Genomic DNA, 14,148 nt, shown 5'->3' with positions numbered 1-14,148 from the left:
GCAAAAGTATAAGGGCGCTGCGATCATAGGGCGTTTGCGAGCGATAACATGCCGGTTCTACCCAGAAGAACGGATATACCTGCGCGTATTCTCCGCCCAATAAGACGCCCATACACAAAAGACCGGGACCTATCATGACAGACTTCAACAAGATCCTGATCGCCAACCGCGGCGAGATTGCCATCCGCGTCATGCGCGCAGCAAACGAGATGGGAAAACGAACCGTCGCCGTCTACGCTGAAGAAGACAAACTGGGCCTACACCGGTTCAAGGCGGACGAGGCGTATCAGATCGGTGAAGGCATGGGGCCTGTTGCCGCGTATCTTTCGATCGACGAGATCATCCGTGTTGCCAAGCAATGTGGCGCCGACGCGATTCATCCGGGCTATGGCCTGCTGTCCGAGAACCCGGATTTCGTCGATGCCTGCGTCAAGAACGGCATCACCTTCATCGGCCCCAAGGCGGAAACCATGCGCGCGCTTGGCGACAAGGCCAGCGCGCGGCGCGTAGCCATCGAAGCAGGTGTTCCGGTCATTCCTGCCACCGAAGTTCTGGGCGATGACATGGACGCGATCCGCAAGGAGGCCGCCGAAATCGGCTATCCGCTGATGCTCAAGGCGTCCTGGGGCGGCGGCGGGCGCGGGATGCGCCCGATCCAGTCGGAAGACGAGCTGGAAGAGAAAGTGCTGGAAGGCCGTCGCGAGGCCGAAGCCGCCTTTGGCAATGGCGAGGGTTATCTGGAAAAGATGATCATACGTGCGCGCCACGTCGAGGTGCAGATCCTGGGCGACAAACACGGTGAGATCTATCACCTCTATGAACGCGACTGCTCGGTCCAGCGCCGGAACCAGAAGGTCGTGGAACGCGCCCCTGCCCCGTATCTGAGCGACGAACAGCGCGCCGAGATCTGTGAACTGGGCCGCCGTATCTGCGCTCATGTGAACTATGAATGCGCCGGCACGGTCGAGTTCCTGATGGATATGGACACCGGCAAGTTCTATTTCATCGAGGTGAACCCTCGTGTACAGGTGGAACACACCGTCACCGAAGAAGTCACCGGCATCGACATCGTGCAGGCGCAGATCCTGATCGCCGAGGGCAAACCTCTGGCAGAGGCGACCGGCGCTGCAAGCCAGGCAGACGTACAACTGAACGGCCACGCGTTGCAGACCCGGATCACGACGGAAGACCCGCAGAACAACTTCATCCCCGACTATGGCCGCATCACCGCCTATCGCTCGGCCACCGGTATGGGCATTCGTCTGGATGGCGGCACGGCCTATGCGGGTGGTGTGATCACACGGTATTATGACTCGCTGCTGACCAAGGTTACCGCCTGGGCCCCGACGCCCGAAAAAGCGATCAGCCGGATGGACCGTGCCTTGCGAGAATTCCGAATTCGTGGTGTCAGCACCAATATCGATTTCGTCATCAACCTGCTCAAGCATCCGACCTTTTTGTCGAACGAATACACCACCAAGTTCATCGACACCACGCCCGAGCTGTTCACCTTCAAGAAGCGGCGCGACCGGGGCACCAAGGTTTTGACCTATATCGCGGACATCACCGTGAACGGGCATCCCGAAACCAAGGACCGCCCGCGCCCGCGCGCCGACCTGAAGGAGGCCAGGCCTCCGGCGCTGAAGGCCGAACCGCAGATGGGTACCCGCAACCTGCTGGAGCAGAAGGGCCCACAGGCGGTGGCCGACTGGATGAAGGCGCAGCGCCAACTGCTGATCACCGACACCACCATGCGCGACGGGCACCAGTCTCTGCTGGCGACGCGGATGCGCTCGATCGACATGATCAAGGTGGCGCCGACCTATGCGGCGAACCTGCCGCAGTTGTTCTCGGTCGAATGCTGGGGCGGCGCGACATTCGACGTGGCGTATCGGTTCTTGCAGGAATGCCCGTGGCAGCGCCTGCGGGACCTGCGCGAGGCGATGCCGAACCTGATGACCCAGATGCTGCTGCGCGGCGCAAACGGCGTGGGCTATACGAACTACCCTGACAACGTGGTGCAGGAATTCGTGCGTCAGGCGGCGACAGGAATTGACGTGTTCCGCGTTTTCGACTCGCTGAACTGGGTCGAGAACATGCGCGTGGCGATGGATGCGGTCGTCGAAAGCGGCAAGATTTGTGAAGGTACCGTCTGCTACACCGGCGATATTCTTGACCCGGATCGTGCCAAGTACGACCTGAAATATTATGTCGGCATGGCGAAAGAGCTGCGCGACGCCGGCGCGCATATTCTGGGCCTGAAGGACATGGCGGGCCTGCTGAAGCCGGCTGCGGCCAAGATCCTGATCCGCGCGCTGAAAGAAGAGGTCGGGCTGCCGATACACTTCCACACCCATGACACCGCCGGTATTGCCAGCGCCACCATTCTGGCCGCGTCCGAGGCGGGCGTGGACGCAGTTGACTGCGCGATGGACAGCTTCTCGGGCAATACCAGCCAGGCGACGCTGGGCACCGTGGTCGAGGCGCTGCGCCATACCGACCGCGACACCGGGCTGGACATCAAGGCCATTCGTGAAATCAGCGATTACTTCGAGGCTGTGCGTGGCCAGTATGCGGCCTTCGAATCCAGTCTTCAGGCCCCTGCGTCCGAGGTCTATCTGCACGAGATGCCGGGCGGTCAGTTCACCAACCTCAAGGCGCAGGCACGCAGCCTGGGTCTGGAAGAACGCTGGCACGAAGTGGCCCAGATGTATGCTGACGTGAACCAGATGTTCGGTGACATCGTGAAGGTCACGCCGTCTTCCAAGGTCGTTGGAGACATGGCGCTGATGATGGTCAGCCAGAACATGACACGTGAACAGGTCGAGGACCCGAATACCGACGTGGCCTTCCCCGATTCGGTCGTGGACATGATGCGCGGCAATCTGGGTCAGCCTCCGGGCGGTTTCCCCGAGACCATCATCAAGAAGGTGCTGAAAGACGAGGTTCCCAACACGCAGCGACCCGGCAAGGACGTGCCCCCGGTCGATCTTGAAGCCACCCGCGCCGAGCTGTCCAAGCAGCTGGAAGGCAAAGAGGTCGATGACGAGGATCTGAACGGATACCTGATGTATCCCAAGGTGTTCCTGGACTACATGGGTCGCCACCGGATCTACGGCCCGGTTCGTACCCTGCCAACGCGCACCTTCTTCTACGGCATGGAGCCGGGCGAAGAGATCACCGCGGAAATCGACCCCGGCAAGACGCTGGAAATCCGGTGTCAGGCCATCGGCGAAACGGATGAAAAGGGCGAGGTCAAAGTGTTCTTTGAACTCAACGGCCAACCGCGCGTGATCCGGGTTCCGAACCGGCTGGTCACCTCGACCACGCAGGCGCGGCCCAAGGCCGAGGTCGGCAACCCGGATCATGTCGGTGCGCCGATGCCCGGTGTTGTTGCCACCGTCGCCGTAACAGCGGGCCAGCAGGTCAAGGAAGGCGACATGTTGCTGACCATCGAGGCGATGAAGATGGAAACCGGCATCCACGCCGAGCGCGATGCGACCGTCAAGGCCGTTCATGTGCAGCCCGGCGGCCAGATTGACGCAAAGGACCTTCTGGTCGAGCTGGAATAACCTGCCGAACCGGTTACAGTTCAAAGGGCCGCGCGGGAAACCGCGCGGCCCTTTTTCTATGCTGGAACGGAGACCCACCATGCTTGCTATCACCCCGATCTATGCGGCCCTGATCGCTATTCTTTACGTGGCACTCAGCGTCAAAGTGATCCTTCAGCGCCGCAGCGACAAAATCTCGGTCGGGGATGGGGGCAGCAAATTGATGATCAAGGCGATACGGACACATTCCAATTGCGCCGAATACGCCCCTATCGCCCTTTTGCTGATCGCCATGGTGGAATTACAGGGCGCCGGAGGGTTGCTTGTGCATATACTGGGTTTGATGTTGCTGGCCGGGCGTCTGCTGCACGCTTACGGATTCGGGCGCACGCCCCAGATCGTCATCCTGCGGCAGGCTGGCATGAGCCTGACGTTCCTGGCCATTCTGGTTGCGGCCATCGCCAACCTGATTCTGGCGCTGTAGCTCGGTTGGCGGGTGTTATCCCGTCAGATCCGTAATCATCACATGGGGCGCTTTCGACAAAACGGGCGTGATCTGACCGTGTTCGTGATCGTCCGATTTCGGCATCGCGGTGACCAGCAAGATCATTGCGGCCAGCGCCATTATCTTCATGTCTGCAACAGAAATCATGAAAGCCCCTCTGCCTGTGTCCTTTTTTGATCCGTGTTTGAGATTGAACGGGCCGGATGCCCAGTTCCGTCGAAATATTTTTCCTCTTTTTTGTGTTTTTCCGCTTGCAGCCCCGCGTGGGAATTTATAAATCCCTCCTCACTCAACGGCGCGGGCGTAGCTCAGGGGTAGAGCATAACCTTGCCAAGGTTAGGGTCGGGCGTTCGAATCGCCTCGCCCGCTCCATTGAGAGGTCTTCGGACCAAATTTGTATCTGATGCGGGCGTAGCTCAGGGGTAGAGCATAACCTTGCCAAGGTTAGGGTCGGGCGTTCGAATCGCCTCGCCCGCTCCAGATACCAAACTCTCCATACATGCTGGCTCTTCACAAGACATTGCGTCATTCTGGTTGCATTGCCCAACGCAGGATTCACCCATGTCTGATTACGTCATCCGCCCTCTTACCGTTGACGAGGTCCAAAAGGCCGTTGATTGGGCCGGGCGCGAAGGGTGGAACCCGGGGCATCACGATGCTCGTTGCTTCCACGGCACGGATACTCGCGGGTTTCTCGGGGGATTCTTGGATGGCGAAATGATCGCTTCCATCTCGGTCGTTCAGTATGATGACGCGTTTGCGTTCCTTGGCTTCTACATCGTCCGGCCCGAGTTTCGCGGATCGGGCCACGGGCTGAAAATCTGGCAGCACGCCTTGGAAAACTGCAATACGGACAACATCGGTCTGGATGGGGTCGTCGACCAGCAACACAACTACCGCAGCTCGGGGTTTTCTTTCGCCTATAACAACTATCGTTTCACGGCGACCGTGGAGACGTTGAAGCAGGCTCTGACCCCATCAACCGGCGTTGAGCCCCTGACGGCGGCGTCCGAGGTTTTGTTCGCCTACGACCGGCACCTTTTTCCGGCCCGCCGCGACGCGTTCTTGCAGGGCTGGATCAGCGCGCCGGGCCATATGTCCCGCGTGTATTCCGAGGATGGTCAGATCAAGGGGTACGCAACGTTGCGCCCCTGCCGGACAGGGTACAAGATCGGGCCGCTTTTTGCAGATCGCGAGATCATCGCCGAAGCCCTGCTGGCCGGTTTGCTGGAAACCGTGCCACCCCAACATTCACAGGATGCCGTTTTCATTGACATGCCTCTGCCCAATACGGCCGCGTTTGCGCTGGCCGAAAAGCTGGGGTTGGAAAAGGTGTTTGAAACGGCCCGGATGTATTCCGGCCGCGCGCCGGATATCGATCTGAGCCGTGTTTTTGGCGTCACCTCATTCGAACTGGGTTAAAACGCCTTGAACGTCATTGTGGTCAGCGAGCGTTCGATATTGGGAATCACCAGCAGGTGTTCGTTGATGAAATGGCCCACATCCTCGGTCTCGGGGATATAGAGCTTGAGCAGCAGATCATATTCACCGCTGGTGGAATACAGTTCAGAATGGATTTCGCGCAGGGCGATTTCCTCGGCGACCTTGTAGGTGGTTCCGGGCTTGCAACGGATCTGGATGAAAACGCAGGTGGACATGGTTTGACCCTATCGGTTCGTGTTGTTGGCAAGCTGACACGGGGCCAAGCCGGGTGCAATCCCCTGCAACAGTTTGCAGCGATCGCAACGCGCGGTCTGGAAAACCCCGACCTTCCCCGTCTATAAGCGCGCCTGTAGCAAAAGGAATTCGCCCATGCGCAGCGCTTCGATCAGCCGAAAGACCACCGAGACCGAGATCACGGTTCAGGTCAATCTGGATGGCACCGGCACCTATGACAACCAGACCGGTGTTGGCTTCTTTGACCATATGCTGGATCAGCTGGCGCGCCATTCGCTGATCGACATGACGATCAGCGCCAAGGGCGATTATCACATTGATGATCACCACACGGTCGAAGATACCGGCATCGCGCTGGGGCAGGCTTTGACGCAGGCCCTGGGCGACAAGAAAGGTATCCGGCGGTACGGAGAATGCCACCTGCCGATGGACGATGCTCAGGTACGCTGTGCGCTGGACCTGTCGGGCCGCCCCTATCTGATCTGGAATGTGGACCTGCCGACGCAGAAAATCGGCGCATTCGACACAGAACTTGTGCGCGAGTTCTTTCAGGCGCTCAGCACCCATGGCGGCATCACGCTGCATATCGACCAGTTGCACGGTTTCAACAGCCACCACATCGCCGAGGCCGCATTCAAGGCCGTCGCGCGCGCGCTGCGTGACGCCGTCGAAACCGATCCGCGCAAGGCGGACGCGATTCCGTCGACCAAAGGCGCGTTGTAAATGCTGACCGCCATTATCGACTACGAAAGCGGCAACCTGCACTCGGCGGAAAAAGCGTTTCAGCGCATGGCGCAAGAGGTCGGCGCCGGTGAGGTTGTCGTCACCTCGGACGCGGATGTTGTGGCACGCGCGGATCGCTTGGTTCTGCCCGGCGACGGTGCGTTTCCGGCATGCGCTGCCGAATTGCGTGGGCACAAGGGCATCTATGACGCGATGGTCGAGGCGGTCGAGCAGAAAGGCCGCCCGTTTCTGGGCATTTGTGTGGGCATGCAGTTGATGGCAACCAAAGGCCATGAATACAGCGAAACGGATGGTCTGGGCTGGATTGCCGGCGATGTCGTCAGGATCGAGCCGTCAGACACATCGCTGAAAGTGCCGCACATGGGCTGGAACGATCTTGTTCTGGACAGCGATCACCCGGTGTTCAACGGGGTGAAATCCGGCGATCACACCTATTTCGTCCACTCGTACCACTTCCGGGTGTCCGACCCGGCACAGCGATTGGCTTATGTGGACTACGGGCAGGAGGTCACGGCCGTCATTGGCCGTGACACGATGGTTGGAATGCAGTTTCACCCCGAGAAAAGCCAGGACGTCGGCCTGCGCATGCTGGGAAACTTCCTAACCTGGAAACCCTGAGGCTTACTGAACACGCGTCCAGGTTTGACCGCGACAGATAAGACCGCCCGCCACGCATCCCTTGACGGTCAGTTTGTTCTGGCCGTCCAGTGACATTTTCGAATTGTAGGTTTTGTCCCGGTCCGGTGCCCAGATCTTGCCGCTGTCATAGCTTCCGCCGCCATCGGGCACCATGTCCCAAATGATCTGTTTGCCCAGGTTTTCATATTCCAGCTGCTCGTTGCCATCCGCATCAAAGGCGCTGTCGATGGTTCCGCAGATCGCACTGCCGCATCCGGAAATCGTCACGTGCAGATAGCCGCCGGTATCACCGGGTGCAGTCTTCCACAGACCGTCGACGGGATCCGCAGCCATCGCGCTGGTCGCAAGAAACATCAAACCCGCTGCAAACGTAAATTTCTTCATGATTGTCTCCCTGTTTTGATGGCAGTCTGACCCGGCAGCCAGCTGCGGGCAAGAATGACCCAGCGTCGCGTTGCATCCCCTGCCCCGCCTGTGCGATATCCCGCGCGTGCAACACAGATATAGGGCCGCCCGACATGATCCTCTACCCCGCCATCGACCTCAAAGACGGCAATGCCGTGCGCCTGCTGCGTGGTGAAATGGACAAGGCCACCGTGTTCAACGAAGACCCCGCCGCGCAGGCCCGCGCCTTTGTCGAGGCCGGGTGCGAGTGGCTGCATCTGGTCGATCTGAACGGCGCTTTTGCAGGTGAGCCGGTCAACGCCGCCCCGGTCGAGGCGATTCTGAAAGCCTGCGACGTGCCCGCGCAATTGGGTGGCGGCATCCGCGACATGGCCACCATCGAGACCTGGATCGACAAAGGTCTGGCCCGCGTGATTCTGGGCACGGTCGCAGTCGAGAACCCCGATCTGGTGCGCGAAGCGGCCAAAGCCTTTCCTGGCAAGGTCGCCGTGGGCATCGACGCGCGCAACGGTCTGGTTGCCACCAAGGGTTGGGCCGAAGAAACCGACGTTCAGGTAACGGATCTGGCCCGCAGCTTCGAAGACGCGGGCGTAGCCGCGATCATATACACCGACATCAACCGGGACGGCGCGATGCAGGGCCCCAATGTCGAGGCCACCGCAGAGCTTGCCAAATCGGTCGATATTCCGGTCATCGCATCTGGCGGCGTGTCCTCGATCGCCGATCTGATCGCCCTGCGCGATTGTGGCGCAGCTTTGAACGGTGCCATTTCCGGCCGCGCGCTTTATGATGGAGCGATTGATCTGAAAGAGGCTCTGACCACGCTCAGAGGATAGCTTTATGTTTCATTCGCCGGTAAAGCGTTCCGAACTGTCCGCGCACAGCCTGCTGAACGAACGGTTCAAAACCGGCGACTTTCTGGACTGCTTCAGTGTTGAATCCAATCTTCCGCCGCGCCGGGCCGCGGAAATCATCACCGCGTTCCCCGGATGGGCGATGGCACTGGTTCGGCTGCGCGGCCTGCTGGTGACACTCTTTGGCCTCAGCACGACAGGCCCGGATGCCGGCGACAAGCTGGGGATCTTCCCGGTCGAACATGATGGCAGGACCGAGGTGATCGCAGGATTCAACGATCGCCACCTGGATTTCCGGGTTTCCGTCCTGTCGGAAAACGGCCGCATCTCGCTGGCCACGTGGGTCCGACGCCATAACCTTGGCGGGCGCCTGTACCTGGCTGCGATCCTGCCATTTCACATCCTGATCGCGCGAAACGCGCTTGCGCGTGTGAAAAGCGCAAGCACATGACCCAAAAGGTCTTAACCCGCGGCCGCAGCGGTCAACTTGGCGAGCGCACCGCGCATCTTCTCGATGACTGGTGACTTTTCGACGTCATCCAGCTCGTCCATCGTTTCCTTGGGGTCTTCATAGGCCAACCAGACCTGACCGTTCCCATCCTCATACGCCTGCACCTTGAGCGGCAGGAACAACCCTGCACGCGGATCGATCTGCATGGCCGGCGTGCCCAGCGCAGGATTGCCGAAAATCAGCACTTGATTGGCCGGGATGGGCGTACCGACCTTTTCCGCCCCGGCCGCGTGGTCAATGCGGGCGAAGACAGTGGCCCCTGCGTTGCCAACCGCCGCTTCCAGCGCATCCAGCGCTTCGGCTACGGATTTGTTCGTTTGAACTTTGATGATGTCGTCAGCCATGGCGGCCAAAGCCCCTCCGAGCGAAAAAATTGAAGCAAGTATCAAGCTACGCATGTCGGTATTCCTTCTGTAATATTCACTCCAATTCTCACAGGTTTTGGAAATCTGACAATCACAAGTCTGGCATCAGCAAAGCTTTGCCAGAATTGAAGGCGCCCATTTTACCCTTGCTTTCGAGAACAATCCGACCAGAAGCCAAACATTTTACTGTGTTGAGCCATAATTCGGGCGGAATCCCCGCTTACCCCTTCGTCAAACACAACAACCCGGGTGGCAAACGTGAGTATTTCCAACCTAGACGTTCCCAAGACGTCCAGATTCGGATCAGCAACCATTGCGATCTTCTGCGCGGCGATTTTCACAAGCGCCAGTCTGCTGTTCTTTGTCCAGCCGCTTTTTGCCAAACTGGTTCTTCCAAAAATCGGCGGCGCCCCGGCGGTCTGGACGACCGCAATGCTGTTTTTTCAAGTGGTGCTGATACTCGGGTATGTGTACGCGCACCTGTTGACCAAGTTTCTGCCCTTGCGCTGGCAGATCATCACCCATTTCGCCTTTTGGGTGGCGGCGCTGACTTTCCTGCCGCTGTCCACCAGCGAAAGCTGGAGCTATGACGCCTCGACCTCGACCGCGCTGCAAACGCTTGGCCTGTTCGCCGTGGGTGTGGGTGTACCTTTTGCGGTATTGTCGGCAAATGCGCCCCTGTTGCAGGCCTGGTACGCCAGGTCGGGCGGGCCTTCGGCGGATGATCCGTATTTCCTTTACAGTGCCAGCAATGTCGGATCCTTGCTGGCGTTGTTGGCCTTCCCCCTGGTTGCGGATCCATTTTTTGGCGCGGCTGAGATCAGCCGTGCCTGGCTGGTCGGCTTCGTGCTGTTCGGCGCGCTTTTGCTTGGCAGTGGCATGATCGCCTTGCGGGGATCACGGCACACGAAGCCGTCGGCCCAAACGGCGCTCAAGGCCAGTTTCCCGACCCTGCGGCAGATCGCTGTCTGGGTGTTCGTCGCCTTCATCCCCTCTTCCTTGATGCTGTCCTTCACAACGCGGGTCAGCACGGATCTGGGTGCTCTCCCGTTGATCTGGGTTGTTCCGCTGGCGGTCTATATCCTGTCCTTCATCATCGCGTTTGCCAAATGGAAACACCTGACGCTTGACGCCTTGAACCTGCCCATGCTGGCGGCGCTGGCGGCGGGTGTCGTACTGGTGTCCAAGGTGGTCAGCGAGCATGACGCGCCGGTGGTTATTCTGCTCTATGTCCCGGTGCTGTTCATCATCGCCCTTTTTGCGCACCGCCTGCTGTACGACATGCGCCCATCCGCCGAGCAATTGACCGTGTTCTACATCGCCCTTTCCGTGGGCGGAGCGATTGGCGGGCTGTTCAACTCGATCGTTGCGCCGATTGCCTTCACACGTGAGTTGGAGGCGCCAATCACCATGATCCTGGCCGGAGGATTGTTTCTTGTCCGCGCGCCAGGATTTGCCCTTCGCCATGTCATCATGGGCATCGCGGCAAGTGTTTTCATCCTCGTCATCGCAGGTGCGACACGCGGCGTCGCGGCGCTGAGCGCGGACATCCCGCGTGCAGGTGCCCTGTTCGCGCTGATATTCGCGGTGCTGTACCTGTTCCGGGCACAGGCCATGCGCATCCCTGTGGTTCTAACCGTCGTTCTGCTGCCCGCATTTGCGGTAAAGAACAATCCGGTGTTCGAAGATCGCAGCTTTTTCGGCGTGCATTCGGTGTATTCAAGCGAGGGCTACCGTGTCTACAAGAACGGCACCACGGTGCATGGCTGGCAACGCGAATCCGAATATGGCACTCGACCCACACCGCTGTCCTATTATCACCCAGAAGGACCGATGGCGCAGGTCATCACGTCGGACTTCGGCAAGCAATCCAACAGCATCGGAATTGTCGGTCTTGGAACAGGTGCACTGGCCTGCTATCGGCAGCCTGCGCAAAACTGGGACTTCTTCGAGATCGACGCGACCGTTGACCAGATCGCACGCGACCCTTCGCTGTTCACCTATTTGTCGGAATGCACGCCCGATTCCGAGACCCATCTGGGTGACGCCCGAATCGTTCTGAAGCAAAAGCCTTTTGCCTTCGATATCCTGGTTTTGGATGCGTACAGCTCGGACGCGATTCCGCTTCACTTGATCACACGCGAGGCGGTAGAGATGTATACCAGCCGCCTGGCCGATGATGGGGTTTTGGTGTTCCACATCACAAACCGGTTCTACGATTTGGTCCAGCCTTTGGCCCGAATTGCCGACAGCCTGAACCTGACCGCTGCGCATCAGCGGCTGGCCGTGGGTGAAGAGCAGGTTGAAACCGGAGCCGCCACCAGCAGCGTTGTGATCCTGAGCCCGGACAAATCCCGAATTGAGAGTTTTGCGCAGGATGGAAACTGGCAAACCGTCGAAACCGACGGAGCGCTGCCATGGACCGATGACAAGGCAAACCTGCTTTCGGCACTGAAACTGCTGAAGAACCGGGATCACTAAGCCCCCCGCTCCGCCCATGGCCCGTGCTACCAGGGCCATGGGCGGCAAAACGTCTGTGGCATCGGCGGCGCTTTGTCGGTAAAGGTCCGGCAACGAAGGACAATCAGATGCTGAAGACCCGGATCATTCCCTGCCTTGATGTTGCCGATGGCCGCGTGGTCAAAGGCGTGAATTTCGTCGGTCTGCGCGATGCGGGCGATCCCGTGGAATCGGCCAAGGCGTATGACGCCGCAGGCGCGGACGAAATCTGTTTTCTGGATATCCACGCAACCCACGAAAACCGCGGCACCATGTTCGACGTGGTACAGCGCACGGCCGAGCAGTGCTTTGTACCTCTGACCGTCGGCGGCGGGGTTCGCACCAAGGATGATGTCCGCGCCCTGTTGCTGGCGGGGGCAGACAAGGTCAGTTTCAACTCGGCAGCCGTTGCCAATCCCGACGTGATCGCGGAATCGGCAGATCAATTCGGCAGCCAGTGCATCGTCTGTGCCATCGACGCCAAGACGGTCAGCCCCGGAAAGTGGGAGATTTTCACGCATGGCGGCCGCAAGCCAACAGGCATTGATGCGGTCGCGTTCGCAAAAACCGTTGTCGCCAAAGGCGCCGGAGAAATCCTGCTGACCTCGATGGACCGCGACGGCACCAAGGCTGGTTTCAACCTGCCACTGACCCGTGCGATTTCCGATGCAGTGGACGTGCCCGTAATCGCAAGCGGCGGTGTCGGCAATCTGGATCATCTGGTCGAAGGCGTCACCCAAGGTGGCGCAAGTGCGGTGCTTGCAGCCTCGATCTTCCATTTCGGAGAATACACGATCCGCGAAGCCAAGGAACACATGGCCGCCGCAGGCATTCCGATGAGGCTGACATGAGCATTCTGCACGACCTTGCTGCCACGATTGAGGCGCGTAAAGGGGCTGACCCCGATTCAAGCTGGACAGCCAAGCTGCTTGCAAAGGGTCCCGAGAAATGCGCCGAGAAATTTGGTGAAGAAGCCATCGAAGCCATCATCGAAGCCACGAAGGGCGATCAGGCCAAGCTGACCGCCGAAGCAGCAGACGTGCTGTATCACCTGCTGGTCATGCTGGCCGCCCGAGACGTGGCGCTGGAGGATGTTCTGGCCGAACTTGCGCACCGTCAGGGCATCAGCGGCATTGCTGAAAAGGCAGCCCGCCCCAAAGGGTAACGGCCGGGTTCCGCGCCGCCGCAACGGCCGCTATACTCGGGCGTCAGAATGGCAGGCCGAGGGCGCGACATGATCCGAATTTTGATGCTTGTGGCAACGCTTGCCATCGTTGCGGCATGTGCGGCGCCTCCCCCCTCGACCGGGGATGAGGTACAACGCCTGACAGCCGAGATTCAGCGGCTTGGCCCGGATATCGATCCGGAAGAAGCCCGCCGGGCAGCGCAAGTCGCCTATTCCTATACCGCGCAACTGGTGGACGAATACCAGATCACCGACCCGCCGCTGATCCACAATGCGAAGGTCAACAAGGGATTGCGCCCGCGTGGTCTGTGCTGGCATTGGGCCGAGGATATCGAGCGTCGTCTGAAACAGGAAAACTTCCAGACGCTGGAATTGCACCGCGCCATCGCCAACGCCGACAATCCGCTGAGGATCGACCACAGCACGGCGATTATCAGTCGCAAGGGTGAATCGCTGTATGAGGGCGTCGTGCTGGACCCGTGGCGCTATGGCGGGGTGTTGTTCTGGTCACCTCTGGTCGAGGATACCCGATATGACTGGGTCCCTCGGGACGTGGTGCTGGAAAAACGACGACAGGAACAGGTTGCCCGCCTGAAACCCTATCAGCCAGCAACGCCCTAAAGCTTGGACGAGATGATCCCGGTGGAAAACCCACCCATGCGCAGCTCGCCAAACAGGCGCTGATACTCGATCTTCGGACAGCGGTTCATCACGACGTCCACCCCGCGGGCCTTGGCCTTGGCTGCCGCTTCAGGGTGTTCAACCCCGATTTGCATCCAGATCGTTCCGAGGGACGGGAACACCTCCAACGCTTCGTCCACAATGGGCGGCACGGATTCGGACCGTCGGAAGATGTCTACCATGTCCACGGGTTCGGATATCTCCGAAAGGCTGCCGCGTACCCTTTGGCCAAACAGGTCTTTCCCGGCATGGCCCGGATTGACCGGGATCACGTTGAACCCTTTCAGCGACAGGTAGCGGGCGACGTAATAGCTGGGCCGCACCGGGTTCATGGACACTCCGACAACGGCAACGGTCTTGGTGCGTTGCAGAATAGCTCTCAGCTGCTGATCGGAATAGTCTGGCATACCCTATCCTTAGCAAGGTTCCAAAAAGAAAAAAGCGCCCAAGAAGCCTTGGGCGCCAGTTGTTGGAACGAGGGACAGTGAAATGACCCGCGGCAGTTCCATTCCGCGGTCATTGTGACATTTA

Annotated in this window: 16 protein-coding genes and 2 tRNA genes; 13 read left to right on the top strand and 5 right to left on the bottom strand. The window is 59.5% G+C overall.

Going from position 1 to position 14,148, the window contains the following annotated elements; all coding sequences use genetic code 11:
• Window positions 1–134: 134 nt before the first annotated feature.
• On the top strand, window positions 135–3,572 hold the full coding sequence (locus tag GOW56_RS06855) for a pyruvate carboxylase (RefSeq protein ID WP_171205408.1): 3,438 nt from the start codon (window positions 135–137) through the stop codon (window positions 3,570–3,572).
• A gap of 79 nt (window positions 3,573–3,651) precedes the next feature.
• Window positions 3,652–4,035, top strand: a complete 384-nt coding sequence (locus GOW56_RS06850) for an MAPEG family protein (RefSeq protein ID WP_152458679.1) — start codon at window positions 3,652–3,654, stop codon at window positions 4,033–4,035.
• Window positions 4,036–4,050: 15 nt separating this feature from the next.
• Here GOW56_RS06850 and GOW56_RS06845 read toward each other — a convergent pair whose 3' ends face one another.
• Window positions 4,051–4,203 (bottom strand): hypothetical protein, encoded by a 153-nt coding sequence (locus GOW56_RS06845; RefSeq protein ID WP_171114892.1) that lies wholly within the window; start codon window positions 4,201–4,203, stop codon window positions 4,051–4,053.
• Window positions 4,204–4,353: 150 nt separating this feature from the next.
• On the opposite strand from GOW56_RS06845, the gene GOW56_RS06840 reads away from it, so the two are divergent.
• The 3 genes from GOW56_RS06840 to GOW56_RS06830 all read left to right on the top strand — a co-directional run bounded on the left by GOW56_RS06840 (window position 4,354) and on the right by GOW56_RS06830 (window position 5,478).
• Window positions 4,354–4,428, top strand: a tRNA-Gly gene (locus tag GOW56_RS06840).
• A gap of 33 nt (window positions 4,429–4,461) precedes the next feature.
• Window positions 4,462–4,536, top strand: a tRNA-Gly gene (locus GOW56_RS06835).
• A gap of 81 nt (window positions 4,537–4,617) precedes the next feature.
• Window positions 4,618–5,478: a GNAT family N-acetyltransferase gene (locus GOW56_RS06830; protein ID WP_171205407.1), complete on the top strand. Its 861-nt coding sequence runs from the start codon at window positions 4,618–4,620 to the stop codon at window positions 5,476–5,478.
• On the opposite strand, the gene GOW56_RS06825 is transcribed toward GOW56_RS06830, so the two are convergent.
• Window positions 5,475–5,714 carry an Lrp/AsnC family transcriptional regulator gene (locus GOW56_RS06825; protein WP_050602861.1) on the bottom strand — a complete coding sequence of 80 codons (240 nt, stop codon included), beginning with the start codon at window positions 5,712–5,714 and terminating at the stop codon, window positions 5,475–5,477. The genes GOW56_RS06830 and GOW56_RS06825 overlap by 4 nt on opposite strands.
• A 154-nt stretch (window positions 5,715–5,868) precedes the next feature.
• On the opposite strand from GOW56_RS06825, the gene hisB reads away from it, so the two are divergent.
• Window positions 5,869–6,456, top strand: coding sequence for an imidazoleglycerol-phosphate dehydratase HisB (gene hisB, locus GOW56_RS06820; protein WP_171205406.1), 588 nt, complete (start codon window positions 5,869–5,871; stop codon window positions 6,454–6,456).
• A complete protein-coding gene (gene hisH, locus GOW56_RS06815) occupies window positions 6,457–7,095 on the top strand; it encodes an imidazole glycerol phosphate synthase subunit HisH (RefSeq protein ID WP_152458682.1) in 639 nt (212 codons plus the stop codon).
• Window positions 7,096–7,098: 3 nt separating this feature from the next.
• Here hisH and GOW56_RS06810 read toward each other — a convergent pair whose 3' ends face one another.
• Window positions 7,099–7,500 carry a DUF2147 domain-containing protein gene (locus GOW56_RS06810; RefSeq protein ID WP_152458683.1) on the bottom strand — a complete coding sequence of 134 codons (402 nt, stop codon included), beginning with the start codon at window positions 7,498–7,500 and terminating at the stop codon, window positions 7,099–7,101.
• 134 nt (window positions 7,501–7,634) lie between these two features.
• Here GOW56_RS06810 and hisA point away from each other — a divergent pair, with 134 nt between their 5' ends.
• Together hisA and GOW56_RS06800 are read left to right on the top strand one after the other, a co-directional pair.
• Entirely contained in the window at window positions 7,635–8,357 is a 723-nt protein-coding gene (hisA, locus tag GOW56_RS06805) for a 1-(5-phosphoribosyl)-5-[(5-phosphoribosylamino)methylideneamino]imidazole-4-carboxamide isomerase (RefSeq protein WP_152458684.1), read from the top strand.
• A 4-nt stretch (window positions 8,358–8,361) separates the two neighbouring features.
• Window positions 8,362–8,826, top strand: a complete 465-nt coding sequence (locus GOW56_RS06800) for a DUF2867 domain-containing protein (protein ID WP_171205405.1) — start codon at window positions 8,362–8,364, stop codon at window positions 8,824–8,826.
• 11 nt (window positions 8,827–8,837) lie between these two features.
• Here GOW56_RS06800 and GOW56_RS06795 read toward each other — a convergent pair whose 3' ends face one another.
• Window positions 8,838–9,230, bottom strand: coding sequence for a DUF302 domain-containing protein (locus tag GOW56_RS06795; protein ID WP_171116471.1), 393 nt, complete (start codon window positions 9,228–9,230; stop codon window positions 8,838–8,840).
• 279 nt (window positions 9,231–9,509) lie between these two features.
• Here GOW56_RS06795 and GOW56_RS06790 point away from each other — a divergent pair, with 279 nt between their 5' ends.
• From GOW56_RS06790 to GOW56_RS06775, 4 genes are all read left to right on the top strand, one after another.
• Complete coding sequence (locus GOW56_RS06790; protein WP_371807881.1) at window positions 9,510–11,732, top strand: fused MFS/spermidine synthase; 2,223 nt, start codon at window positions 9,510–9,512, stop codon at window positions 11,730–11,732.
• A 107-nt stretch (window positions 11,733–11,839) separates the two neighbouring features.
• Window positions 11,840–12,601, top strand: a complete 762-nt coding sequence (gene hisF / locus GOW56_RS06785; RefSeq protein ID WP_171114883.1) for an imidazole glycerol phosphate synthase subunit HisF — start codon at window positions 11,840–11,842, stop codon at window positions 12,599–12,601.
• The gene (locus GOW56_RS06780) at window positions 12,598–12,915 is read left to right on the top strand and encodes a phosphoribosyl-ATP diphosphatase (protein ID WP_152458688.1); all 318 of its coding nucleotides are present in this window, start codon (window positions 12,598–12,600) and stop codon (window positions 12,913–12,915) included. Before hisF ends, GOW56_RS06780 begins: the two co-directional genes overlap by 4 nt.
• 69 nt (window positions 12,916–12,984) lie before the next feature.
• Entirely contained in the window at window positions 12,985–13,557 is a 573-nt protein-coding gene (locus GOW56_RS06775) for a hypothetical protein (RefSeq protein ID WP_171114881.1), read from the top strand.
• Here GOW56_RS06775 and GOW56_RS06770 read toward each other — a convergent pair.
• Complete coding sequence (locus GOW56_RS06770) at window positions 13,554–14,024, bottom strand: CoA-binding protein (protein WP_152458690.1); 471 nt, start codon at window positions 14,022–14,024, stop codon at window positions 13,554–13,556. The two genes, GOW56_RS06775 and GOW56_RS06770, sit on opposite strands and share 4 nt — an antisense overlap.
• Window positions 14,025–14,148: the final 124 nt, after the last annotated feature.

The organism is Ruegeria sp. HKCCA0235A, assembly GCF_013033235.1.
Classification (GTDB): domain Bacteria; phylum Pseudomonadota; class Alphaproteobacteria; order Rhodobacterales; family Rhodobacteraceae; genus Ruegeria.
This window is presented reverse-complemented; position numbering and strand designations above follow the sequence as displayed.

Excerpts from the sequence above, each read along its gene's own strand:
- GOW56_RS06855 (WP_171205408.1), top strand. The coding sequence starts at position 135 with ATGACAGACTTCAACAAGATCCTGATCGCCAACCGCGGCGAGATTGCC.
- GOW56_RS06850 (WP_152458679.1), top strand. The coding sequence starts at position 3,652 with ATGCTTGCTATCACCCCGATCTATGCGGCCCTGATCGCTATTCTTTAC.
- GOW56_RS06845 (WP_171114892.1), bottom strand. The coding sequence starts at position 4,203 with ATGATTTCTGTTGCAGACATGAAGATAATGGCGCTGGCCGCAATGATC.
- GOW56_RS06830 (WP_171205407.1), top strand. The coding sequence starts at position 4,618 with ATGTCTGATTACGTCATCCGCCCTCTTACCGTTGACGAGGTCCAAAAG.
- GOW56_RS06825 (WP_050602861.1), bottom strand. The coding sequence starts at position 5,714 with ATGTCCACCTGCGTTTTCATCCAGATCCGTTGCAAGCCCGGAACCACC.
- hisB (WP_171205406.1), top strand. The coding sequence starts at position 5,869 with ATGCGCAGCGCTTCGATCAGCCGAAAGACCACCGAGACCGAGATCACG.
- hisH (WP_152458682.1), top strand. The coding sequence starts at position 6,457 with ATGCTGACCGCCATTATCGACTACGAAAGCGGCAACCTGCACTCGGCG.
- GOW56_RS06810 (WP_152458683.1), bottom strand. The coding sequence starts at position 7,500 with ATGAAGAAATTTACGTTTGCAGCGGGTTTGATGTTTCTTGCGACCAGC.
- hisA (WP_152458684.1), top strand. The coding sequence starts at position 7,635 with ATGATCCTCTACCCCGCCATCGACCTCAAAGACGGCAATGCCGTGCGC.
- GOW56_RS06800 (WP_171205405.1), top strand. The coding sequence starts at position 8,362 with ATGTTTCATTCGCCGGTAAAGCGTTCCGAACTGTCCGCGCACAGCCTG.
- GOW56_RS06795 (WP_171116471.1), bottom strand. The coding sequence starts at position 9,230 with ATGGCTGACGACATCATCAAAGTTCAAACGAACAAATCCGTAGCCGAA.
- hisF (WP_171114883.1), top strand. The coding sequence starts at position 11,840 with ATGCTGAAGACCCGGATCATTCCCTGCCTTGATGTTGCCGATGGCCGC.
- GOW56_RS06780 (WP_152458688.1), top strand. The coding sequence starts at position 12,598 with ATGAGCATTCTGCACGACCTTGCTGCCACGATTGAGGCGCGTAAAGGG.
- GOW56_RS06775 (WP_171114881.1), top strand. The coding sequence starts at position 12,985 with ATGATCCGAATTTTGATGCTTGTGGCAACGCTTGCCATCGTTGCGGCA.
- GOW56_RS06770 (WP_152458690.1), bottom strand. The coding sequence starts at position 14,024 with ATGCCAGACTATTCCGATCAGCAGCTGAGAGCTATTCTGCAACGCACC.